The 26,950-nt window shown below is 51.5% G+C and carries 5 protein-coding genes; 2 read left to right on the top strand and 3 right to left on the bottom strand.

Annotation, left to right across the window (positions count from 1 at the left end):
• Positions 1–5,667 carry a discoidin domain-containing protein gene (locus JW881_21170; GenBank protein MBN1700035.1) on the bottom strand — a complete coding sequence of 1,889 codons (5,667 nt, stop codon included), beginning with the start codon at positions 5,665–5,667 and terminating at the stop codon, positions 1–3.
• Positions 5,664–23,171, bottom strand: coding sequence for a hypothetical protein (locus JW881_21165; GenBank protein MBN1700034.1), 17,508 nt, complete (start codon positions 23,169–23,171; stop codon positions 5,664–5,666). Before JW881_21165 ends, JW881_21170 begins: the two co-directional genes overlap by 4 nt.
• Between JW881_21165 and JW881_21160 the strand changes: the two genes are divergently transcribed.
• Entirely contained in the window at positions 23,134–23,535 is a 402-nt protein-coding gene (locus JW881_21160; GenBank protein MBN1700033.1) for a hypothetical protein, read from the top strand. The genes JW881_21165 and JW881_21160 overlap by 38 nt on opposite strands.
• A gap of 686 nt (positions 23,536–24,221) precedes the next feature.
• A complete protein-coding gene (locus tag JW881_21155) occupies positions 24,222–25,112 on the top strand; it encodes a hypothetical protein (GenBank protein MBN1700032.1) in 891 nt (296 codons plus the stop codon).
• 111 nt (positions 25,113–25,223) lie between these two features.
• On the opposite strand, the gene JW881_21150 is transcribed toward JW881_21155, so the two are convergent.
• The gene (locus JW881_21150) at positions 25,224–26,735 is read right to left on the bottom strand and encodes a hypothetical protein (GenBank protein MBN1700031.1); all 1,512 of its coding nucleotides are present in this window, start codon (positions 26,733–26,735) and stop codon (positions 25,224–25,226) included.
• Positions 26,736–26,950 lie beyond the last annotated feature (215 nt).

Here is a 26,950-nt window from a genome sequence, read left to right as displayed (position 1 = left end):
TTATTCTCTTAAATACCATTCTCTAAACTCCTTTTTTTGAAAATTTTCAAGGGTATGCTCTTCATTATTGATCCATATTTTACCCGGATAATTAAATGATCTTGCTATCCTTTCCCACATTTTAAAAGGTGTTGCTCCATCTGCGTTTATTATTGACGGTTCAAATATACTCTTAGGCTCAACTCGTTTCCATCCGTTATGAGGATCATTTAAAACAATATTATTATCATTCTCATCAAGCACTTCCTTGAAATATTCGAATACTTCAAAATGTATATGAGGTGATCCGGCGGTACCTCGAATACCAACCTTCCCAATCCAATCACCTTTTTTAACCGGAATCCTATTTTCTTCACCCTTAGGATATCTATCATAGCCATACAAAATATATAAATCTTTATATTGCAATTCTCTCTCTATTTCTTGCTTACTTCCCATATGGCAGAAAAGATATACCCTTCCTTCTTTTAGTTCTACTGGATTAGTAATCAATATTCCTATCAATCCCGCATCACGTGAAGCACTATCATTATAATAACTGCAATCATTTAATCGATTGTTTCCGGGCAATAATATTCTCTGAGGGCTATCGCTATGATACACCCAAAACTCTCCGTCTTCGGGTGCATAGATGTCCCATCCCTCTCCCGTTGCACGTACATGATCGGCATCAACATATTGGCTGCTATATAAATCATTTGCCATATGATAAGTGAACCATAATTGTTTGGCAAGATGTATTTCTTTACTATAATACTGTGAACTTACAGTTAATTTGAATGTGTTGAAAACGACATTTTTTTTTGAAGTTTCCACGCCAAATCTTCCTTTTATCGGCTCATCCGGAACGAACTCAATTTCCCTGTCAATCAAATCTTCCACTCTTGTATGATTAAAGATAATTATCATTTTATTTCCATCATATCGCAAAGTCAAATAATTTTTCTTTTTAATATAAGTTGGAAATAATGCACCCAGTTTTTCCACTAATGTATATTCTCCATCTTTTATCCTGTAAAGGAATAATCTGTCTTCGTTACTTTCATCATTGTATATCATCGTTGTTACCAAATAATAATTATCATCATCTCTATAATCGAAAATAATGCTTGCATAATCACCTTCAGTCTGCGGGGTAAATTCGATATACACTTCAAATGGGATTCTCCTATTCTCTTCCGTATTTTCGACAAGTCCGTAAAAATCATTATTAGACAAGCATTTTTTTCCACTGATACTATCTTCAGTCAATCTCAGACCGGCCGGAATTCCGGTTGACTTGTCTTCGGGCTTAACTTCCCAGAACTGATTTTCATTAAAGAAAATATTTGTATCAAAAGGCTTTCCAGACCTGGTGAACCATAATCTTTTTGTAAAACTATAAGGATAATCAAGACCTCTCCATCCTGACAATCCCCCTGTCCCAATCAACATGATATCATCTGTACCGTCAGGTTTTCTGAATAACGAATCTTCATTAATTATATTATAGCTTGTCGGCGGAAAATTCTCACAATATTTGGTATCCTGACGTATTGCCATTTCCTTTATCTGTTCCTGTATCGTAAAATAATACAATTCCTCACTATCATATATTTTTACACCATTTTCTTCCCGAATTTCTGTCAAATTATAAGGAATAGCATTCTTGCTTAAAGAATTTGTTATCAAATCGTAACTAGAACCTTTACTTCCAAGCGGGTGATTATGAGTGGGGCAATCTTTCTTTGTATACCAATCCCTTTTCTTTACCGGCATTTTTTCGATAAACTCCCATGAATCAGGCTGTGCTTTATTTGTCAATTCACTTTCTTCAACTGTGCACCGTAATAATCTCCTTATCTGATATTTTTCGGGTTCGGTCGTAAAGCCCCCAAAAACATTATTGTTATTACCCCAAACACCAACACTAGTATTCTGAAGCCCCCTTCTTGTTGAAACGACCAGTACCTTGTCCCAGTAATCCTCTATTTTACTGCCATATGATGGCGTGTTCGCTCCCCACAATGTATCGATGACGATTCCTATGTGGATTGAACCATATACGTTCCAGTTTACCAGCAAATCACCTTTTTGTATCAATGAAATATCGGGTACCAGTACCGTCATTTTTTCAATATCGGAAGCGCCTATCGCATCAAAGTAATCGTCATAACTATTCTGATAATATTCGGGCAATCCGTCTCCATCAAGGCCGGGTATCGGATCCTCACCTGATTCCGGTGAACTCATTTTATAATACCGTAAAATATCATCGACAATATCTTTATTATTAATATTCAGCAGATTATCGATGCCGCTTATTGCTGCGGTACCCAACAATAATCCTGTCGAATCCACCCCCGCTGTTTTACCCGGATAATAGAGGCTGTTGTTGCTTTTTACTCCGCCATAATTGTTATTAAAAACAAGATTTGGCATGAATGGTTTGATATTTTTATTTGCGTATTCTCCATATAGTGTATTTACATTTGGGTATTTAGGTATTGCGGATATATTGTAATTTGAATATTCACCGTTTTCATTCGTCTCCAGGTCGATCCCGTCACTCTTTCTAAACATATCAGTTTCCGAAACATAGTCATCCCAGTATGAATAAACCGCATTGCTTTCAGCACTTGTTGTGTTAATTATTTTATCTATACTGTCAATATTGTTATACCAATTTCTGCTTAACGTCTGTTGATGCATTTTATATGCAAAGGTTCTGGGACTGTCGATACCATATGCGACAAACGGTATCGAATTGCCTATGACAGCTTCATCTTTTTTATTTTTAAAGGGTGTTTTTAATGTATTTTTTAGTGTTGATTCTATCGCATCGATACTATCGCTGTTCTCAAAATTTACAAATTGCAGCAAGCCGTTCGCGCTTCCTAAGAATGAAAACGATTTTAAAAATGTATCGGAATCGTTGTCAATATAATTTTCGTCCTGTATCGCATTTGGTTCCCATATCGCGATTGTATCGATAAAACTCGATATTCCTGAATCCATTATAAAACCGAACAAATGATCCTCGCTTGCACTCAGTAATGTTCCTTTGCCCGGATCTCTGTTAAAGAGAATATTCCTATATTTTTTATTTTTCAAATCATTCAGATAAACCGGTGTCTTTGTAACATTTCCCCATTTGTTCCTGTCATTATATATTTCCATTAAATTCTCGTTCACTTCCGTGATATAGGATACCGGATTCTTTTCGAATACCATTAACTCTGAGATATTCATGAACGCATTCCCCGAATCATCGATAATTCTGAAGGCTTTACTGTTTATGCTTGTATATTTCTCATTATTATAATCGTAGAAAAGCAAGTATGAATAGACAACATTATCATTTATTCCCATTCCCTTGCTTCTTGAATGAACGGGATCGATGATACTGTTTCCAGGAACTATATTTTTACCTTTATAATCTGGATAGATTATATATTTGTCTTCTTCGTAGCTTGCCGTTACATCTTTAAACGTCACATTTCCCCATTCACTATTGCTTGTCGTTTTACTGACAATCTTGATATTTTTCTTGAATGCCTCCAGTTCCATTAAATAATAATTTGTTGCACTGCCAAGATTTACCCCTTTTATCCTGATGTATCGTGCATTAATGACATCGTTATAAAACAGGTAAGTTCTCTTCCCCCATCGTTCGTTCTGAACCGTTTTTATTGTAGTCCAGCAATTACCATCCTTATTCATAAGATCATCTTCAGTAGATCCATCCGGTGCTGTCTGTATAAGGTAGCTGAATCTGTCACATGCCCAATTAAGCTCAATTTTCTCGACTTCATATGTATTTTCAAGATCGATATAGACCCATTCGTCATTTATTTTTCTTCTGCTTTTCCATCCATCATTATCCTTACCATTATTTACTTTATCTGCTGCATATTGCGGATAATCATCATTGACTGTCGCTTCAAATGCTGTTTTTCCGAGTGCTATATTATTTTCCGAATGGTTTGAAGAAAATCCTCTTACAAGCAATAAGCCTGAAATTTCTTCTGTTGATTTAAAATCATATCCGATCTCAATCCTGTCATTTGTATGCAATCGCTTCAGATGCATGTTTTTTAAACTGTTCTCATTCTCGACAATATATCGTTCTGCCGTTGATCTATATTTTTCAAGAAAAATCTTTTTATCGTTGATTTTTCCCGTTATATTATTATCGGTAATCTCGGTATCTCCAATCTTGACAGCTTTTTTATCGATAATATTATTGTTCCATACGATATTACCGCTGTTCCATATATCTATTCTTGAAATTTGAGCCTGTGTGCCGGTTAATTGGGTTGTCATATACAGAATATTTGTTGTCGCATTAGGATTCAATATCTGCGCTTTTTTAGGTGTTTCATTATTAAAGTCGAAGAGTTTTTCATCTTCTCTAATCGGAAACGGCTGGTATGGTAAGTAATTATTCCCTGTATTGTCTTTGTTTGTATCCGTATTCTTTATCCATTGATTGATAATCATTTCCCTGTTATCATTATATACTTTGTTGCCGCTTATTCCCACATTATAATTGTCTGATATGTTTAATGGTGTATATTCTACACCCCATGTCAGGTACATACCTGCCGCCTTTGCCATATCACTTCCATTATTTACCAATGCATATTGTCTGTAATTATAATTCGTCCTGCCATCCAGTGCTCTCCAGATTCTGTTTTCCAATACCGGCTTACCTTCGGAATAGCACATATAGAGAAATATATTAAAATATATATTACGGCCTTCGATCGCTCCATAAATTCCATTCAGCATGGATGACCCTAAATTTAAGTACGGAAAAGTGATCTCTCTTCCGTCAATTACTTTTTTATCATAACCAAGATCCAGAGAATTGCTAATTATTTTTTTTATCTGATATTTCGCATTATCTACCAAGGCTAATAATTCATTATCTGCTTTTATTCTGGTGCAGTACGTATTAAAAGATGATCTGTCAATATTAAATTTATCCAAAGCATTATCAAAGGAAACTTTTAGACCGGCATCATTATCTAATGCATCGCGGAATGCAGCCTGCAATAAGAGGGCGCGGTTGCTTTTCATATCAATGTGTATCTCTTTCTCTCCGAACGAAGCAAATATGTCATTCTCCCCTTCAAAGAATTCAATATTAAGCTTTAAATGATAATATTCATATAACCATGACGTTTGTTCATTTTTTCCTGCCTGATTTGTCTGATACATAATGACAATAACAAAGTCTTTATCCCAGTATCCATGCGGTATCCTTATCTGAAAGTAAGAATTTTTCGTATTGGAAATAGCTGTCGTTTGTTTCTCCAGGTAAGTACCGTCTAATCCGGTAATATCTACAAAATTACCGGGATCGGGATTTTCAATATCTTCAATAGTTAAATAATCTTTATATATAGTATTAGCGCCCGTTAATTCTACATTTTGATCTTTCCAGGAATAGAAATATTTGTCGTCCAACCTGAATAATACACGATTCCCGTAAGCATTCTTTGATTTTATCGTAATATTTAATATCAAGTTACTAAGGTCATAAGTTTTCGATATATATATGCTTTTTTCAATATCTCCAATTTTTCTGGTATCAGATACAGTCTTTTCCTCAATTCCCATAGAAAACAAATGCGGTAAAATGCTTGCCATTACCACGATTACCATCACTGCCTTTTTCATATCGCCGATCCTCCTTTTCCGTTTGCTTCTTCAACACAAGCCGTCGTCTCATCAGGCGGCCCCGTATCGCCGGGCGGCCGCTTTATCCGCGCGGCCGCGAGTTCTACGGGCGGCTTTCCTTCGGGCCCGCCCTTCTCCAATGCGGCTGCCCCTGCCACCGTGATCTCGAACTGCCTGCTTTGCGCGATTCCCGGAACCGCTTCCGCTTCCCCTTTCAGATACACCGTCCCCGCTTCTTCGGGCGCCGTGAATTGAGCGTCCGGAACCGGGCTCCAGGCGCTTCCGTCCGTGCTTGAGGACCAGGTCACGTTTTCAGCCGGTATCGGTCTTCCGTATGCGTCCTGCGCCGCGTAAATAAGGGTGACTTCCTCACCGGGCGGCACCTCCGTCCCCGGGAGGGGGTTCAACAGTTCGATGTCGAAGCTGTTGACGATCGTGTAGTCTGCGACCGCGCTTGTTATTTCAGCGCCGTCGCCGTCTGTGAGGTTTACTTTCAGCTGCAGTACCGTCGTCTCTTCGACGTACGGCACGTCCATGGTTCCCGTCTGTCCTGAGCCCAGCGTCTGCCACGGCCCGCCGCCGAGCCTGTATTCCCACGACATGACGTCATAGGCAAGCCCCAGGGTGACGGCGTAATATTGGATAGTATCGAGCGGCGAAAGGTCGTCTCCCTGTATCGGACTGATTATCTTTATATAGTTGCTCTGAGCGTATTGCACGAAGATGAGGTTGCCCCAGCCGGTAAACGAGTCGCTTCCCGGCACGGTGACGGTCTCCCCTTTTCGGTAGCTTTTCCTGTAGATGTCCGCGCCGTTTCTGAAGTAGAGGGTCGGTTCGACGGGGAATCCCTCTTCCACGAGTATCCAGGCGGAGAGGTCGGCTTCCGACAGCTCGTGTTTCATGATGTAGACGTCGATGTCCGCCTGTGCGGTAAAGGTGAGGAAGGCGTCGCCCGCGTAGAACTTGTCCGCCACGTGGGTGAGGATGTAGTCCGCGCCTTCGAGGTAATCGGGGAGCGCGTCGATCTCGTTCCACCTGCCGACGCACGGGGCGTAGACGCAGTCCCCGGCCTGGATGTTCCGTATGTAGTCCCTTCCGGGCAGCCAGTAGGCGAAGTCGAGTCCCTCCGTCCATTCCCCGGTGGTAAACTCCTCCACCTCGATGGCGGCAAGCTGTATCCCGGAGGTGCGTCCCGCGTTATCGTAGGCGATATAGGTCAGCTGGTGGCTTCCCGGTTCCGTGATGACGATCGGTGCGGTGTAGCCTTCGTGGTACTCGCCGTCCACATAGTAGTTGACCTGCTTTATTCCCGAACCCGTGTCGTTGGCGAAAAGGTGGACCGCGGTGATTCCCGGCTCCGTACATGCCCGGTGCACGATAGTGGGGGCGCCGAGGTCGATCCCGAACTCGATCGTCCGCGCGTCTTCGACGTTGCCCGCGTAATCCCGCGCCCTGTAGCTCAATACGTGAGTTGCTTCTTCTGCGAACACGAGCGGGCTTTCGTACCGCGTCCATTCCCCATCGTCGAGCGAGTATTCGATCCGTTCGACGCCGCTTGCGTTGTCGGCCGCGGCGATGCTTATCGCTGCCGGCGTGAGGTACCAGATACCGTCGCCCGGTGTGCCGCTTGCCGTCAGGGTCGTCACCGGCTTCGTGTAGTCCACTTTCAGGGTGGCGATCCTGTCCGGTTCCCGGTACCCGTGGTTGTCCGTGCTGTGGCAGACGAACGAATACTGGCCTTCGGGAAGCTCGATCGGGCCGGTGTAGGCCGTCTCTTCTCCCGCCCCCATTCTGTAGAGTGTCTCGGCCGCGTAACTTTCCGGATCGTCCGCTTCGAGGGCGAGGGTGACCGGCGTCGTATAGTAGCCCATACTGCCGCCCGGTCCGGCCGGGACGGTGACAATTGTCGTTTCCGGCGGGTTGAGGTTGTCCGGCGCGTTGTAGCAGCTCACGACGCCGTCCTCATCGAGTGCGTAGAGGCATTCCCCGCTGATCGCCAGATCGGTGTGAGGCGATGCCGCCGTCCATATGACCTCTCCGTCATAGCCGTTCACCGCGTTCAGCGCGCAGGCGTCTGCGGTAAAGTATTTTTCTTCCGCCGCGGCAATCACGGCGCTTCCTTCGCTTCCCTCAAAGAGGGGTTCCAGGGTGAATCTGTCATAGACCGATGTAAAGAGGTCGCCCGAGACGATTACCCGTTCGCTCCCGAACGCGATCCTTCCGAAACCGCACCCGGTCTCCGTTTCCCTGAGGAGGGTGAACCCGGCACCGAGGATCGCAAGCCGTCCCGTTTCCGTGAGAACGGCGGTTTCTTCTTCATCGCATACCGCGTCGGTAATCGCCTGCGCGGAGGCGTCCTCGTAGACCGTCTGCCAGCCCTCCGCGGTCAGCGCTCGCAGTCCCGCGCCGCCTACCCTGAGCAGGGTTCCGTTCTGCCAGAGGTACGTCGTGTCCGCCGGAAGCTCCGCGTCGATCGTTCCGCCGAATGTTCCGTCTTCGGTATCGACGACACTTATGACGCCGTTCCCGCCGAGGCAGAGGGTGGTTCCGTCCGTGGTGAACGCTTCCACCTCCGGCCTGCTCCACTTCAGGTTGCCGTACAGGCTGTCGACCGCGTGGAAGGTCTTCCCCTCATCGAGGAGGAAGATCGTTTCGTTCGCGTACGCCCAGCAGGTAAAATCGCCGGGATAAACATAGACGACGGTTCCCGTACTCTGTTCGAGGCCCGTCACCCCATAATCCGAAAGGACGAAGACCCTTCTCCTTCCGGTGAGGATCTCCCTCGCGCCGCCGGCCGCTTCGCTTCTCCAGAGCGTCCGTTCGTCGGCGGGTGAGGCGACGCCATTGTAGCGGCTCCGTCCCGCCCCCTTGTCGGTCTGCGACCAGGCGTTTTCTTCTATCGTTATCGAGAATGTCTTCTCCGCTTTCCTGCCGGCTATGTCTTCCGCCGTGACGCCGAAGACCCATGATCCGGCCTCGGGGGGTTTTCCGCTGATAACGCCGGAGGCGCTCAGGGACAACCCCGGAGGAAGTTCGCTTTCCTCATCGAGATCGAAGACGACCGGCTCCCCGCCGTTTTCCGTCGCAATCCGCGCCCGGTACGTCGTCTCTTCCATGCCCGCGGGCAGGGTTTCGGTGACGATGCCGAAGGCCTGTCCCACGACCACTGTCACGTTGACCGTCCTGGTCGCCTCCGTCCCCGTCCCCCGTATGGTAAGGGTATGGCTGTCGAAAGCGGCCCCCGCTTCGGCGTAGACCGATATGTCCGCCGTCCCGTTCGGAACGACGGTTGCCGGTTCGATCGCCGTGACGAGGTCGCCGGTTCCCGTTTCCGCTTCGAGGTTGACGTAATCGTCGTAGCCGTTCACGAACACCCGGACGGTTGCCTGTTCGCCGGGCTGGATCGTGACCGTGTCGTTATCGGTATAGAGGTTGAAACCCCTGTCTTTGACATAGAATATGTGCTGGTTGCTCGAAAGGCCGTCGCGGCTTACCGTAATCTGGCCCGTCACAGATCCTTCGGGAACAATCGCCGTGATCACACCGCGCGAATAACTCGTCGTCGTCATCGGTGTCCCGTCTATCGAGACCTCTCCCGCGTCCCCGAATCCGTATCCGTAGATGGTGATCTCCTCCCCGATGAAACCCGCGAAAGGCGCGACGCTCGATATGGAGGGCGCCGGGTAGGTCGCCGTCACATTCACCGTCAGCCGGAAGGTGTTCCCCTGGTCTGAGACCATGTCGACATAATTGCTTCCGACACCGGCGCCTGTCGGAACCGTAACGATCACCATGGCCGTTTCTTCCGCACCCACGGCCTGCGGACTGACGGAAACCGGCCACCCCGCGGGCGCCGACGACGTCTGAATGGAGGCAAGACCGTCGAACCTGTTTTCACCGTGGATGATGAATGGAAACTCCTCCGTGTCCCCGGCCGTGACCGCCGCCGTGCTCTTCAACACGTCGATCTCGTAACGAGGCGCCTCGACGTTCACGTCCTGCTGCGCCTCGTCCCCTCCGGGTCCTCTTACCGTGATCGTATGGGTCCCTTCGGCGATACCGGCCGCCACGGTCGCCATGATCCGGTTTTTATCCATTTCTTCTATCGCGAGTTCTTCATCATCGATAAAGAGCCGCGTTCCGTCGTAAAAATGGTCGCCGAAGACCTGAATGACCTGGTTGTCGAGGGTGTTCCACTCATCAGGCTCCACATTGTTGCACTCGACGGGCGGCCATGCAAGGGTAATGGTGAAATCGACGGTGACGGCGATCTCCCTGTTCCCCCTGTTTTCGAAACGGACGGCCGCCTGATAGGTTCCCGGCGCCATGCTTTCCCCCGCCATGATCGTGTAGGCGAGCGCTCCCTCGCCGCAGGCGACCGGCCACATCTCTCCTTCGAGACCGATCGACATCCCTTCGGGTGCTTCGATCACCGTGGCGTCCATCCAGTCATAGGCGGTACCGGTGACCGCGTACGACGGCGTCTCGTAGGATATCGTTCCCCCGTGCACCGTATTGATCGGTATCGTCAGATGGACGGTGTTGTCCGGAATCGTCATGACATTGAGGAGCTGTTTTGCCTCTCCCATTGTCACTTCGACCGCCGGCGAAGCCTCACCCGGTGCGTTCGTGGCGTCGTACGGGACGACGCGCAGCCGGACCGTGTCCCCGTCGTCGTAACCCGCGAGGGTTATCGAGGTAAGATAACCGATATTGATCGTCTTCTCCTCTTCTTTTGTCAGATTTTCGACCAGAATGGAGAATCCCGCGGTCCGATCCCCGTTCGGATCGTCGAAGGCGACCTCGATACACCGTTCGCCATTGTCGGCCGCGGTCAGGTTTTCCACCGCGGCAAGCGGGGCCGAGTTCCGCACGACGATCGACCCTTCCGCGTATGATCTCACCGCGGGGTCGTCTTCCGTTTCGGGAATTTCGGCGAAAATGTGGTATTCGCCGTCCGCAAGCCCCGTGGTATCGATCCCGACGGAAAAGTTGCCCCCGGCGTCGGTGACCGTTTCCGCGACCTTTTCACCCACAAAGTATTCCTTGTCGCGCGCGAGGTAGACGTCGATCCCGACCGGCTCCTCGAACGAAAGGGTTGCCGTTCCGTTCACCGTGAAAACCGGACCTGTTTGTTCGCCTGAGTACGCCGGCGTCTCGACGTTCACTTCCGGCACCACCGCTTTCCCCAGGACTTCGAGTGCGTAGGCGTCGCTGTTGATCACGTTCGAGACCTCGACCTTCCATTCGCCGGGTTCGGGCTCCAGAACGACGAGGGCTTTCCCCTCTTCGGTATATTCGATCATCACGTTCGGATCGCCCGGCATATAGACGGCCCCTGACGGAGATATTACTTTAATTTCGGGCTCGCCTTCCATGTACATCAGATAGAATATGAGGCGTTCGAGTTCGTCTTCACTCTCTTCTTCATCTTCTCCTTCGTCATCGTCGTCGTCACCGGCTGAGCGGGTACTCAACGACTGCGTCTTGATCACCGCGTCCTTTCCGTCCTCTTTCCCTTCGACCTTGAAGCACCAGGTATCCGTCACCCCGGTCCGGACGGCGGTATCCCGCGTGTAGACGCCGGGAGCACCGGCCGGCTCCTTTAGCAGAAGCGAACCGCCCCGTGTGCTCCCCCTCACAGCGCTTTTCGTCTCCGGGGTATAGAGCTTGTAACTGCTGACGCTTCCTATTTTGATCCCGCCGCTCGAGGGCACAAAGACCCCCACCTTTCCGAACACGGGCACGTTCGCCCAGCCCTTGAAGCCGGATATCTCCTTCCCGCTTTTCGTGAACAGCCCGAACTCGGCATGGAGGCCGGGAAGCCAGATATCCCACGGCGGTATCCTTATTTTTATCTTGTGCCAGAATATCTTGATCGTTTTTTTGTATATGCAGCCCTTTCTGAGACCGAACTGGATGCTTCCGCCCCCTGAAACGACCGTCTTTTTCGTTTTGGGATGTTTGAAAATGTAGATATAGACCCTGCCTTTCACGAACGCGATGCTCACACGGAGGTCCCCGTAGAACCCCTTCTTTGTCAGCGCGGCGGCAAGACGCGCCTTCACCATGCCGCTCAGCACGCTCACGTCCCCCACAAAGGCCCAGTCCCAGTCGGTAATGTCGATCCACAGATCGACCTTGCCCTTGAAGACACCCCCGCCGGTCGCGTCGACGAGGGTCACGCCCATCGAAATCCGCGTTCCGTCGTCGAACATATGCCTGAGGTCGGACGGCACCTCTTTCGGCGGCCCGAACACGAGGCTTCCCCGTATCTGGTTGAGGTACACCCCGGTCGTGCCGATCGGTATCCCGATGCCATAGACGGTGTATTTGAAGGTCGCGTATTCGATTCCCCAGGGATATTTCTTCGATATATTGACGAACTTCACCCCCACGTCGAAGGTCCCCGCGCCCGGGATCATGATCTTCCCGCCCCCTTCGAAGGCGTACGTGCCGTCGGAGAACGCGAAATCGATAAAGACATCGGAGAAACCGAGCCCGCCCGCGATCGTGAAGTCGGGCAGCCTGAAGGCCCCGCCCGTCAATTCGATGCCTTCGGAAGTGATTTTCACACCATTGAGTTTAAGTTTGAAGTTGCCGAGGAACCCGGGCCCCGAAATCATCACTTGTGAAAAGCTCAACCCCGCGGGATCGAAACTCAGATCGGGATCGTGTACTTCGAGGGTAAAACCCGCGATTTTCAATTCGATCACCGGAATCGTGACCTCGCCGTAAAAGTTACCGTCCTTGTCGTAACCGGCGTTTTCCACCCCGATCACGTACCCGTTCAGAAACGGCGGAAGCGTGATCACGCACGAGGCGAGGGTAATGCCGTCCGGTGAAAAGAGCAGGTTGGTGATGTCTGCGGTAAATCCCGCGATTTTGAACGAGGTGTGCGCGAGTCCCGCCCTCAGGGCGACGACCGTGCCGTCCCATTCCATGGTGAACTCCTCCAGGGTGACAATTGTCGTATGGAGTTCCTGGGGCATCGGGCTGTGGAAGGAGATCGACCCGGCCAGGGTAAACCCGTCCATGGATATATCGATCCTGTCAAAGCCCATCGTGGTTCCGGTAAAAAGCTCGACGTCGACCGGTGAGTCCAGTCCCGCCCTGAAATCGGTAAGCCCTTCCTTTGTCGAATAGGTTGCGGCAAGGTTGTAGTCCATGCCGGAGAACTTTGCCCCCACGGACGGCGGAAGGTTGAGCGTGCCGCCGAACGAAAAGACAAGTTCGTCGTTTCCGATATTGGTGACGCTAAGGCTGCCGTTTTTAAGACTAAGCCGGCCGTAGATGGTCGTGTTGATAGCTGCCGTACTGATATCAACATCCACAATCTCCCCGCCCGAGGTAAAATCGAGTTTCGTGATCGTGACCGGCAGGTTGGCAAGCCCCTCCGGAAGCGAATCCGGAAGCAGTATCTGGCCGCGGACGCCGATAAGGAGGTCTTCATCGCTGTATTTCGAAATCAGGATATGCCCGTCCGGCACGGTAAAGGCGTCGAAAAGACGCAGATTGTCCGGCAGGTCGACATCGATATCGAGCGCGAGGAGGTTCCATTCCGAATCGAAGCTTATTTCATCGATCCCGACCTCCGTCCCCGCGAGTCCTTCGGGATAACTCGTCCCCAGCCGCAGGTTCCCGCTCAGCGAGAACTCGAAGAGGTCCTGTTCGTCGTTCCATTTTACCGTCACGAGCGAGGGTATCTCACCCGTACCGAAAAGCCATATATCGGCAAAGAGTTCCTCCGTCCCCGAAATCGGCAGGGACGCCTCGAAGGCCTCGATATCGAAATCGGAGGTAAAGCGGAACGTGGAAATCTCTATTGTTTCGTCCCGGAGCCAGTCGGGGAAATAGCTTCCCGAAAGCACGATGCCCAGCGGGTTTTCCCCGGACTCACCGCCAAGGGTGATCTCGATCACACCCGTCTCCGGATCTTTCGCCACGCGGACCACCGCGTTCACGAAATCCAGCCCGAACATGGTAAAACCGATGGGAGTCGATGAGGCGTCGAACTTCGTCAGTTCCACACCTCCGTCCCCGATAACGAGCTCGAAAGCGTTCAGGTCCACGCCGTAGCCGGAAAGCCCTTCGGGAAAACGCGTTCCCGTTACGACCATCCCTTCGCATCCGATGACGATCTCATCCCCTGTTTTCCCCAGGGTGACGGTACCGTCCGTAACCTCGAACAGGCCGTCCAGGAGGGTCGTGTCGATCCCGTCGATTCCCGCGACGATGTCCCCGATCGTGCCGTCGGGACGCAGCTGGAACCTGCTCACCACGAGATCCGGCAGGGACATGCCCCCCGGCAGATTTTCCGGGAGTTTGACCGAACCTTCGAAAACAAAGCCGTCGGTTTCCGAAATGGTGAGGGTGTCGACCGTGAAGGTGCAGCCGGCCAGATCGAAACTGATGCCAGTTATCGTGATTCCCTCGTAGGAGACGCTCTGTTCGCGCACATTGATGAACAGCCCGGTCACTCCCACGGACCCGATGCCGAGTTCCTCCGGGAGGTCGAGGGTCGCCTGGGTAACGCCGAGGCCGTCCTGGGTCACCGTCACGCCGGTCACGTTCACCGTGTAGTTGTCCATGATGGTGAAACTGAATGTTTCGCCGCAGCTGACCTGAAATGTGACCGGATTCTCATCCGGTTCCGCATCGAAATTGTAGCTGAACTCATCGATATCGATCCGCACACCGGCCAGTTCGTCGATAAAAAAGTCGTAGGGAAGCCTGATGCCCCCTTCGAGGGTGATGGTGTTGTCCGCGAACCCCAGATTGTCGAGATAGAAGATATACCCCCACAACTCGAAGGGATCCACCCCGAGCCCGCCGAGGATGAAATCGCCGTCACGGGTGATGAGGAGATCGGTGATCCGTATGCTTTTCGCGTCGAGGGCCTCGGGCAGGGTGATCACCGCCTCGCCGATGCCGAATCCCCGTTCGTCGAAGGTGATGTTCCTGAACCTGAAGCCGCAGCCGAGGGCGTCGAAGTTGAACTCGCGCACCACCACATCGCTCGTCACCGAGCCGTCCGCGTGAAGGGTGAGCCTGTCGAAATAGATCGCCGCGTCCGCGCCGAAGCCGGGCGGCAGGCCGATAAACGCGCTCACATACGGCCCGTCGTCCGAAAGCCCGATCTCCGTCACCCCGATCTCGACCGGGCCGTCGAACGGGTTGAAACTGAATCCCTCGAACGAGTGCCCCGCGACCTTGATCGAGCCGTCGGGGTAGTAACGGACCTCGGGAATGAGAAACTCGAGGTTGAATGCCTGCACCATGAAGGTGTTCATACCGATGTAAAGCCCGTCACGGTCGAAATAAAAGTCTTCCGCCTCAACAGGCCAGACACCGAAGGTGTAGGTGACCGGGCCTTCGACCGCCGGGGTGACGATGCACCCGTCGGAATGAAGCTGAACGACCGTCTCGCCGAAGCTCGCATGTGTCGTTTCACCCAGCGCCGGAGGAAAATAGACGTCGCCCGAAAGGAAAAACCCGTCCTCCGTGAACCGGTATCCGCCAGTCTCGACCTTGAATCCGTTCACGGAAAGGAAACTCACGTCCTCCGTCCCCTCGCCGCTCGATATGAGCGTGCCGTCCGGGCCGATTACCACGTTCGGGACGGGCAGTTCGCCCCAGCCCATGACCGAATAGAGCATGACGGCCGCTTCACCGATCGTGATGGCCGGTCCGTCGATGGAGATACCCGCCGCCCTGACCATCCAGCCGTGGATGCGGAGGTAGACCTCGTCCGCGGTTTCACCGGTCGCGAAGCTTCCGTCCGGAAAAATTCTCATGTCCGGGAAGCCGATCGTCCGGTAGCCGAACTCGTAGGGAAGCCTTACTTCCCCCGGACCGTGAACGCCCGTCCCGTCGAGGATGAGCCCGGCAAGGTCGAAATACCAGCCGTCGGAAGAAAGACCGACCGTGTCATCGACCGCGCCCGGGGTGACGATCGCCGTCCGGGTGACGGTCAGCCCCTCGAAGCTGATAACATCGGGGAAATAGGCGTCGGTAAGCGCGGCATCGGCATAGCCGAACACAAGGCCGCCGGGTGTCAGTGAAAGCTGGAACCCGAAAAGCTCGAATCGCGGTTCGTCCTGCGGCAGGTGGAAATCGAGCGATTCCGCCTCGTCACTCGTCCCGATGGTCCCGTCCGATATCAACTGAAGGTTTTCGAGTATGAGAACGGGGACGCCCGGGTTCAGGAATTCGGGCAGGGTGACCATGACCTCGGAAGCAAAGAATCCTTCGGAGGACATGGAAAGTCCGAGTGCCCGGACGCCCTCGCCGTACGCGGTCTGGAGTGCGACATCGCAGGTCCCGGTCCCGGGTGCGACGATCGATTTGTCGCCGACAGTGACGGTAAGCCCTTCGATCGCTTGTGTTCCGCCGCCGAAGGCCTCAGGCATGTAAACATCGGCCGTATCGAACACGATGCCGTCCGCCGTTATCCGCCCCACGTCGCTTTCGACGAGAAAGCCGTGAAAATAACCGGAAAAGGCCGGAATCGTTCCTTCGGTAATGCCGTCTTTTGTGATCACGAGGCCGGTAAAATCGACGGACCCGTCGTTGTAATGGATGGTTCCGCCCGTTATCACGAGGCGGCCGTCGATCAGACGCATTTCCGTTGCCGTCAACGGCACCCCGTCTACCGTAAAGGTAAAGGGCGCCGCGTTGAACCCCGCTTCTTCCGCGACCTCGCCGTCGATATCGATCGAAAAGTTTTCGACGATCACATCGTCTTCGGTATAGCCTTCGGGGAGGATCAGCTGCGCGCGGATAACGAGGAGTTTTTCACCCCGCACCACGGCCTGTTCGACGAGGAAGAGGTTGTCCGCCGCTTCGAGATAAAAACCGCCCGCGAGTTCTCCCTCGCCGGTTTCGACGTCCGGGGTAATCGAGACCCCTCCCGCCGGGAGGAGGTATGTCCGCGTCTGGTCTTCTTCGAGGATATAGGCATTCACCGTTTCATGCATACCCGAAAGATCGAGGAACCCGTCTGCAAGCAGCCAGTCGGACCCTTCGAGGCCCGTTGCCGTAATGCCGGAATAAATCCATGAGGGCTCCCGTTCCGTTTCACCTTCTTCGGGCGCCCGCAGGCTCTGGAATGAAAAGGCTTCGGCTTCGGGCGCGCCGCTCGTTTCCTCGAAAAGGATGTCCGGAGGGGAGGAGACCCCCACATTGTCGAACCGGAAGGTCTTTTCCGTTTCACTATCGGTCTGTACGGTCAGATAAAGTGTGCCGAAAACAAGCCCCTCCTCTTTCGATATGCTTATTCCCTCCCCGTCGAATGTGTAGCCGGCTATCGCGGCTGTATAGGTAATCGCTTCATTGCTTCCTGAAACGAAGGATTCCTCCGCATCGAAGACGAGTGCCTCGAGTTCTATCTCGTCCCGCGCAACACCGCCCGCCGTTACCGGCAATGCCTGGGGCAGGACGATATATGCTTCACACTGTTCTGGTATCGAACTGTAGGTGCCTTCGACGATATAGCCCTCGATGTTTTCCGTAAAGGGCCTGCCGATGTCGATTGAGACCGTCTCCCCGTTCAGCTTGAACCCGGAAACGGAAAGCATCTCGTTTCCGGCCCGGTCGACCGCTTTCAGGAAAAAGGCGAAGGTGATATCCGGGTCGTCGGGAAGCCCCTCGAAGAGGTGGGAGGTTTCGGCTTCCTGCTTTGGTATCCAGTTGGTGAAATCGTTGAAGGTGTAATCCGCATCGATGGTCGCGAGTTTGACCGCGATCAGGTCCAGGCCGATGTTGTCCTGCACCGCGGGCCATGTTGCGTCCGCGGTCCTTGCCGCCATATCCGGCGTGACGGCGATAACGCCGTCGATCCACGGCTTTCCGGTATCGAAACGCACCGATACCTCGTCGTACTGCCTGTTGCCGGAAAAATCCTCGGCGCACACGGCGACATAAACCTCGCCCGCTTCCGCGCCGGCTGCCGCCGCCAAGTCGATCGAAACCGACCGCCGGTCCGTGAGGGTCCATTCCCCTTCGTGGATCCAGCCCTGGGGCAAAGGTTCCGGCAGCACCGGAAGCAATGAGGCGGTATAGTGGTAGGTCTTGATGCCCGTAAAATCGACGGGCCTGTTCCAGCCGAACTGGCCGGAGCTGTTGCCGTAATACAGCGAGGGATTGGGATGCGTCGGGGAAAGAACGGTGAGGTTCGAGGGCGGCGTGGTGTCCACGCGGAAGACATACACGCTCACCGGGCTCAATCTCCCGGTGCCGCTTACCGTCGTTGCAGCGAGGAAGTAAAACTCGCCCGTGCCGTTATCGGCGAGTGAGCCGATCTCGAAGCGGCCGTCCGGGTCGCTTCCGGCCGAAAGCACCGCAGCCGTTCCTTCCGTCATACCCGCTTTCAGTTCCCACCGGTATTCGCTTATCCCCGACGGGCCGGTACTTCCCGGCTTTACCGTAAAGACCGCGTCCGTGAGGGCGACCGCGTCTTCCGGTACGAGTGCGTAGGGGTGCGTCGGGCTTTCGACTGCCGGCGCGGCCGGGACTTCCGTGTCCGTCCTGATCACGCGGCAGAATACGGGGCTTTCATTTCCCGCCCCGTCGACTGCGGCCATGTAAAGGTAATGGACGCCCGTTTCAAGCCCTGAGATCATGATATCGGTTGCCGCGTCGGTATAACCGGCTAAATCAGGTGCCGCCGATGCCGTATCGAGTGAGGTCCACCGGTAGCCGCTTATGACCCCCGTGTCGTCCGATGCCGAGGGTACCGCCTGCACGGATTCCGTAAATGAATAATCGTTTTCTTCTATAATATTTCCGTCCGAAATGATCGCGATGCCGTCAAGGACCGGGGGGGTCCGGTCGATGAAAAATTCCATGCCTGAGGCGAATACTCCCGCGTTTCCGCAGTTGTCCTCCGCGCGGAGGTAAAGACGCTGTTCCCCTTCGGAAAGCCCTGAAACGTCGATACCGGCAACGAGCGGCAGCCAGTCGCCCGCTCCCGTATCGAAACAATAGGTAAAGCTTCCGGCATTTACGCCGCTCAAGGGATCCGTCGCCGAGGGCATAACGGTAAAGGTCAGGACCGTATCGGCATAGCCGCTTTCAAATTCGCCGGCCGAAACCCCGGGCCCGGTTCTGTCGAGCCGGGCACACCGCATTGCCTGCGTGGTGTTTCCCGCCGCGTCTTCGGCCATAAAATAGACCGGGGTCTCCCCCTCTTCCGAAACCACTGCCGGCAATACCGCTTCCCACTCGTCAAAAGGAAGCCCGTCATCGAGACTCCATCGCAGGCGTTCGACGCCTGAGGTGGCGAGCCCGCCGTTCGCGTCGCTCACGAAGGGTTCCATCCCGATATGCGCCGCGTTCGTCCAGGTGTTTCCCCCGCCCGATTCCGGGAGTTCGGTGCCGCCGTCATCCCTGTACTCGAATCGCGTAAAGACGGGTGCCTGCGTGTCGATACGGACAAAAACGCTCGTCACCGCGGTATTGCCCGCCGCGTCCGCTACACGGATAAAAACGACGGTCTCCCCTTCACCGGTTACCGGGATCTGCACCATGTACTCCGGGTCCGTGATCCCGTCGATCTTCACCCACGTATCGGGACTTCCGATGCTGTAGTACCACGAATCCGGATCAACGCCGGAGGAACCTGTCCCTTCATCAACCGCAGACGCGGCCGCATAGGCCGGAACCGCATTGGTCCAGCCGCACCCCGAAGCGGTCAGGACCGGGGGCGTGCCGTCGGTCCTTATCTCTTCGCTGATAAACCCGATGTTTCCCGCCGCATCCTGAACCTGGAAATACACCAGATGAAGTTCCCCGGCCGGAAACGAAACGCTGTTTCCCGGAAGAAGCCCGCCGCCGTCGAGGCTGTATTGCCACGTCGATGAGTCCACGCCCGATCCGGCATCCTGCGCCGAAGCGGTCACGGTTGTCAAAGCGTTCGCTGTTTCGACCGCAATACTTACTATGGGTTCGAGAAGATCCACGGTGAGGCCGGCCTCTTCCGTTGTCTCGTGTCCCATATAGTCGGAAACCCGCATCCACAGGTGGTATGTCCCTTCGGACTCGAAGGTGACGAGATTCCCCTGCTCGAAGGCAGCTCCGTCCCTGCTGAACGACCAGGTCGTCTCGTCGACCCCGGTTCCCTCGTCCAGGGCGCTTCCCACGAGGACCGCTCCCGTCCATGCTGCGGGAAAGAGGATATCCGGGCCGGCCGTATCGATCATCACATCGGTCTCGACCACACCTGAGGCGTTCCCCGCCCCGTCGACCGCATAGATCCAGACCTTCGTGATCCCGTCCGGAAATCCGTAAAGCACCGGCACGTCAGCCGATGCGGTCCAGCCGCCCGCCGTATCCGAACGCTGGTAGTACCATCCCGCGATGCCGCTCCCGGTCCCGTCATCGCCCTGGGGAACCAGGGTGAACGCCGGATCGTCGAGCCATCCGGACGTCCCTTCCGCGGTCACGTAAGGTGCCTGATTGTCGATCATTACCGTCACGGATTCCTCGAGGCAGTATCCCCCTTCGATGTATTCTGCCCGGAAACGGACATCGAATGTCCCTTCGTTCATGATATCGACCGCCGTACCATTCTGCCACGAGAGGCCGTCGACCGAGTATTGAAAGCTCGCCGGATCGAGTCCCGCGGTCCACGGGGGAAGGGGGTCGACCGGGGAAGCGGCGACCGTGACGAAACTGCCGTTCGACCAGGTGTCTTCCGCAACCGGGTTGTCCAGGTTGTCGGTGATGGTAAGGGAAAGCACGTTCAGGGGCAGCTGACGGAGGAAGATGCCGTCACCGTCGCCGTCCTGGCAGCAGGACTGCCAGACCGCACGGACGACCGAATCTTTTATTACCACAGACGGTTTGTTCTGATCGCCTGCGACATATGTCGGGATGAGAAACTCGCCCCCCACCTTGTTGCCGTTATTGTCGAAGAGCTGTCCGAACACGCCCGCAGCGGACCCGTCCTGACCGAATGAGACCCATATCACGGCGAATCCGTTCTCATCCGATGCGACAACCGAAAAATACTGGGAACCCTCCGTGGTCGTGTTGACCTGAAACTCGCCGCCGATCTTGTTCCCGTTCACGCCGATACGCTGTCCGTAAATCCCGAACGCGGAGCCGTCCTGTTCCGACGACTGCCACACCACGACGAAATCGTCTCCAAGCGGCGCGATCGCCGCGTACACCTGGGGATTGGTCGTATATGTATTGATATGGAACTCCGTCCCCATCTTGTTGCCGCTGCTGTTGAACCGCCGGCCGAAAATCCCTGCATTCTCGGCTTCGCTTTCATGCGATTCCCACACCACGATAAAGCCGCCGTCCGCAGATACAATCGAGGGATAATACTGATGCATGTATGCCGATTCAGGCACCATGAACTCGCTGCCCGCCTTGTTTCCGTTATGATCGAAACACTGACCGTATATCCCCGCCCCGGAGCCGTCCTGTTCAGATGACTGCCACACCACGGCAAACCCGTTCGCGGTGGCCGCGACGACTGCACCATCCTGATACCCCCGGGTAAAGGTGCTCACATGGAACTCGCTCCCGGCCTTGTTTCCGTCACTGTCGAAACGCTGTCCGTAAACACCCGCCCCTGAACCGTCCTGGCCGTATGAATCCCACACAACAACAAATCCCGTCGCCGTCACGGCGATCGAGGGATTTTTCTGGGCATCGGCCGTATACGTATTGACGAGAAACTCATCCCCTAAAGCGTTCCCGATACTGTCATACATCCGGCCGCTGATGCCGAAATCCGATCCGTCTTTCCCGTAGGATTCCCATACGACAATATAACCCGTCTCCGTGACCGCGATCGCGGGGTCGACCTGGTTTCCGCCGGTCCAGGTATTCACCTGGATCTCTCCCGGTATCACCGTGGGCTCAGGCGAGGGTGCGGGCGTCTCTTCCGGCGCCGGGGTCGGGTCAAAGGCGGGGACGGAGGTCGGTGAGGGCGTGGGAATGCCCGTCGGGACGGGCGTCGGTTCGGGTGTGGGCTCTGGCGTCAGCCCGCCCCGGTCGATCAGGACCGCGGCGCTTTCTTCGATGCAGGAACCGCCTTCGAGGTATTCGGCGCGGAAGGCCACCTCGTGCGCCCCTTCCTCCGCGACGACTGCCTCGGCGCCGTTTTCCCATACGCCGGCGTCGATACGGTACCGGAAGCTTCCCGCGTCGAGCCCGGCCGTCCACGGCGGGATCGGGTCCGCCTGCGCGGCCGAAACCGTCACATATCCGGCGTCCGTCCACTCCCCTTCGGGGACGGAGGCGCCCGTATCGTCCGTCAGGGTGAGGGAGATGTCCTTGAGGGGGATCTGGCGGAGGAAGATGCCGTCGCCGCTGCCGTCCTGGGCGTTGGATTCCCAGACGACAATAGCGTTTTCATCAGTTGTCACAATCCAGGGACGAAGCTGGGAATTGTCGGTATATTCATTCACCCTGAACTCGCTTCCCATCCTGCTCCCCGCGCCGTCGAAAAGCTGCGCGTAGATACCGTAAAGAGAACCGTCCTGTTCATATGAGTCCCAGGCGACAATAAAACCGTTCCCTGCTGCCGCGATCGAGGGAAATGTCTGCGTCGCAGTCGTATGCGTGTTTATCAGAAACTCGTTCCCCGTCTTGTTCCAGTTATCGTCAAAGCGTTGTCCGACAATGCCGAAGCCGGAACCGTCAGGCCCATATGATTCCCATACGACGACAGATCCGGTTTCCGTTGTCAAAACCGATGGGAAAAACTGGTCATCACTTGTATAAGTATTGATCTGAAACTCGCTCCCGATTGTGTTACCGCTATTATCGAATAGCTGACCGTATATACCGAAACCGGAGCCGTCCTGCATTTTCGAATGCCATACGACGATAAAACCGTCCCCGGTTGCAGAAACCACCGAACCCAATTGATCGTAATCGGTATGAGTATTGACCTGAAACTCGGCCCCTGACTTATTACCATTCGCGTCGAAAATCTGCCCATATATGCCATAACCGTATCCATCCTGTCCCACCGAGACCCATATAACAACAAATCCGTTCTCGATCGCGGCACCCCTTGCACCCGCCTGATCATTGGTCGTATACGTATTAACCCGGAACTCATTTCCCGCATTATTACCCGCACAATCGTAGATCTGGCCGTAAACGCCATACCCGTCTCCATCCTGTCCCATCGAATTCCACAGGACGACAAAACCGTTATCGATGGAAAAAACAATCGAACCGACCTGATCACCGATCGTATATGTATTGGCCCGGAACTCATCTCTAACCTTATTGCCGGTGGCATCAAATCGCTGCGCATATATTCCCGCTCCGGATTCGTCCTGTCCGGCCGAATCCCATACGACCACATACCCGTCATCGATTATTGCCGTCACAGGACAACACTGATCCCCATCCGTCCATGTATTCACCTGTATTTCACCGGGAATCACCGTGGGCGACGGTGTTGCCCCCTGCGCGAAGGCGTTCGCGATACTCATGACAAAAAATGCGGCGGCGATAATTTTATTATTCATTGGTTTCCCCTTGGCTATGGATTTGCGGGTACGGGCTTTTACCGTTGTCTTAACGGATGCGCGAGATACCGCAACACGTACGGTTTTCGTTTTTATCATTGACCGTTTCAAAAACACGAGAAAAAATGACTCCTGTTATATCCGTTTATATCATCATGACAGGATAAACCGTCCTGCCATCGGCCTTTTGCACATTAAATTTTTTAAATTCGGCAAACGTATCCGTCGTCAATACCCTGTACTCCCTGCTGCAACATCAATAAAAATACGGCGCCGGGTGATAGTTAAACAACAAGACTGCGAAAAACCGTCACCTTTTATTGACGCGCGCGTCAATTCCGGGAGTCCAATACGCTCTTCATGAGAAAAAACAGGCAATGGAACATTTCCGTCGGACCTGGAGACACCTCACGTAATGCTTCTTTCCATGCGTATACTCACAATGTTACCTGTTGAAGCGGATATGATAAAAAAACCAAGCAGGCGTCTTTCCCTACCGGAAAGACATGACATCCACTTTCATACTCCCCACACATTTACGCCTGTTTTAATGATGTTTGAAGAGTATTCCTGGTGAAAACCATGGAAGTGTTTCAATGGTTTTTACGTATATCACCACATTATATTCATCGCACATCTTTATTATTTTTTAACAGTGCGTCTTTTTATGTGATTACTATACATTGTTTTTTTTCCGAAGTCAACCTTTTTTTTTGAAAATCTGTTCTTTATAGGTGTTCTCCGAACCTGAAAAGCAGGTGTTGAGAACCGCAGGGGCGACGTTATGCGATTTGTGCAAATCGTGAATTCGAGGGACAGAGGTCGGCTGTCACGGTGGCCCCGGGGGACGGAGGTCAGCGGTTTCGACGCGGCCGCCACTGGGGACGGAGGTCAGTTGTTACGACGAGGCCGCTACCAGGGACGGAGCTTGGCTGTTACGAAACTGTCGAGTTTAGGGACGGAGGTCGGCTGCTTGCTTATACAGCTTGTAATCTCTCAAATTAAGTAATATATTGTAATTATGCTTATCTTTTCCCGGAGGACAGGATAATGGGCAGGTCAGGTGGATATATAATAATTATTCTTATTTTATTAACATTCACATCCTATTCTGACGGATTAAAAGCGGAAAAACGAATTACAATAGGATTTGGTAAAGAAGAAAATAAAATCGGCATTGATACGGGAGGCGGCGAACACTGGAAACCTCTTTTTTTCAGTATCGACAAGACAGGATTCATTCATATACCGGACTTTTATAAATCCCGGATTGCCGTATTTGACGGCAAAGGAAAACTTGTAGCACAAAAATCCTGCAAGGAAGGTATTTCTCCTCGTATGAATTATTTCTGTCTGACTCCGCATGGTCCATATGTCACATATTCCGATTACACACTCTTCCTTCTTAATGAAGATGGTTCAGTAAAATGGAAATCAATGCTTGGTTATGGCATGATACCCCGATTCTTGTGGGCGAATGATCTGGCTATTTTTATTGTTTTTCCGGGAAAAGACGAGAGGGCCATTGTTTTCGATTATTTGTCGAGCAGACCGATTGGAAGATTCGGATTCAAAGCCGGTGAAGAAAGCATTCCAATGGTGATGTCAAAGAACAAAACACAATTTACACTCACAATTGATAATATGCAAAAGATACCCGGGATGGATGTAACAAATCATGCCTTTAACCTTGAAGAAAATGCTTTTCTCCTTTTTATCGATAATGACGATAAAACTCTCTGGAAAAGAAGACAGGGAGAAACCGAATATATATATCTTTTTTCAAAAAGCGGGGGGCTTGAAAAGGAAGGCGTTATCCATTTCCCTGAAACGGAAATCGAAGGAACAGGTTTCTGGACAGTCTGTGATAATGAATTACACATATATAAAAATTACTTTTATGAAAACCACATGGAAATAGCCGTTTACAGTTTTAAATAATTTTTATGACACTTTTTTTCATAGTAGAACATGAAAGACCGGATAAACAGGTAAGAAAATCAGTATTGTTGATATTCTTCCTTCTATTTTTAAAAGAGATAGGTTATACCATCAATCTGTCTTTAAAATAACCGCCGACTTCCTTTCCAATTTCACATTGAGACATCCGTCATTTATTCGATATGTGTTCCCGCTGATATGATCTTTCAGGTTTTTACCTTCTACAATTGATTTTATCCTCGATGGTATATTGCTGTTTTCAGCTATTCTAACCGTGACAGGATATGGCATTGCTTCTCTCCCATTATTGATAACGACAATAATCAAATTTCCCCGATATTCCCGCAAATATGCATACAAAAAATAATCCGAATAAAGTGTAAAGAGATAGCCATACTGCAAAGCCCTGTTGTCTTTTCTTAATACGATGAGTTTTCTCGTATGGGAGTAAATTTCATAGGCATCAACAGACCCGTCAACCTCCGTCCCCGCACCTCCTGAAAATGATTCCAAAACATTCCACATCATATCACGTCTGTTGTCCGGATCTTTTCTCCCTTCCATCCCGATCTCAGTTCCATAATAAAGCTGTGGGATGCCCCGTGTCGTAAATAAAAATGTGAGACAGAGTTTCATGATCTCTACAGCAAGGTTTTTGTCCCAGTGTCCCACGCTGTCCAGAATTTCCGTCATGATTCGTCTTTCAAGATCGTGATTGTCCAGAAGTATTACCAGTCTGTTAGCATTCGTATAAACATTCGTATCGATATCTAAAACACCCCTTGCTTCGTTTTCATGTAGTCTTGGTCGTGCCAGTGTTGTCATCCCCTGACCGTAGACAAACACATTTTTTAGCGTTGTGGTAAGCGGAAAATCGAAAAGGCTGTTAAAATCGTGTAACTGCTGATATCGCGCGATTTTCCCGATATCGCGCGGTTCCAATACCTCGCCTATCAGAAAAATATTACTATGACTTCCCTTGACATAGGATTTAAAATAATACCAGAACATATCTTCAACATGTTTGACCGTATCCATTCGTATGGCGTCGATCCCCGTCTCTTCAATCCAGTCGATGATATTATTGACAAAATAATCGACCGCATCCGGAATATGCATATTAATATCGGGAAGTCCGGCCAATTCTCCTTTTTGTTCACCTCTTCCACCTCTATTGAACCATTCTTCTTTGATTTTCATATCAGGATAATTTATATATGTTTCGTTATGATATCCAGTATGATTGACAACCATATCGAGAATGATTTTTAAATTGTTTCGGTGCAATTCATCCACCAGTATTTTTAAATATTTTTTACTACCTTCTAAGAGACCGGATTTTTCCCTATAAAGATGACCATCAACCTTTTCAAAATCCAGCGTCCAATAGCCGTGATATCCATCGGAATCACCATAACTCCCTATACTTAAATATACCGGTGTAATCCATAAAGCGGTAATCCCAAGGTCTTTCAAATATGGTATCTTTTTTATAATACCGGCAAAATCTCCACCGTGATACTTCATCGGATTGGATTGGTCGACATGTATATCATTCTGTTTATTCTCATTATAAAACCTGTCAGTAAGAATAAAATAGATTATATCTCCCTGGGTTATCATTGAAACACCTCCCGAACAAATTTCCATTAATTACAAAAGAATTATAATTCAGTGGATAATCAATATCAATTAGTATTCAATTACGTTTTATAGAACAAAATAAGGGACGGAGGTAAAAAAAAAGAGAGAAATCAATGCAGCGGGCTCTTTCAGGCAGTTATTATTAAGTGAAAACATATCCCTTTATAAAGGAGCATATCATGAGAAAACCTCGA

Source organism: Spirochaetales bacterium (assembly GCA_016930085.1).
Lineage (GTDB): Bacteria > Spirochaetota > Spirochaetia > SZUA-6 > JAFGRV01 > JAFGHO01.
Note: the sequence above shows the minus strand (reverse complement) of the source record. Positions and strands in the feature narration are given on the sequence as shown.

Coding starts and splice junctions, on each gene's coding strand:
- JW881_21160 (MBN1700033.1), top strand. CDS start 23,134: ATGACAAAAAATGCGGCGGCGATAATTTTATTATTCATTGGTTTCCCC.
- JW881_21155 (MBN1700032.1), top strand. CDS start 24,222: ATGGGCAGGTCAGGTGGATATATAATAATTATTCTTATTTTATTAACA.
- JW881_21150 (MBN1700031.1), bottom strand. CDS start 26,735: ATGATAACCCAGGGAGATATAATCTATTTTATTCTTACTGACAGGTTT.
- JW881_21165 (MBN1700034.1), bottom strand. CDS start 23,171: ATGAATAATAAAATTATCGCCGCCGCATTTTTTGTCATGAGTATCGCG.
- JW881_21170 (MBN1700035.1), bottom strand. CDS start 5,667: ATGAAAAAGGCAGTGATGGTAATCGTGGTAATGGCAAGCATTTTACCG.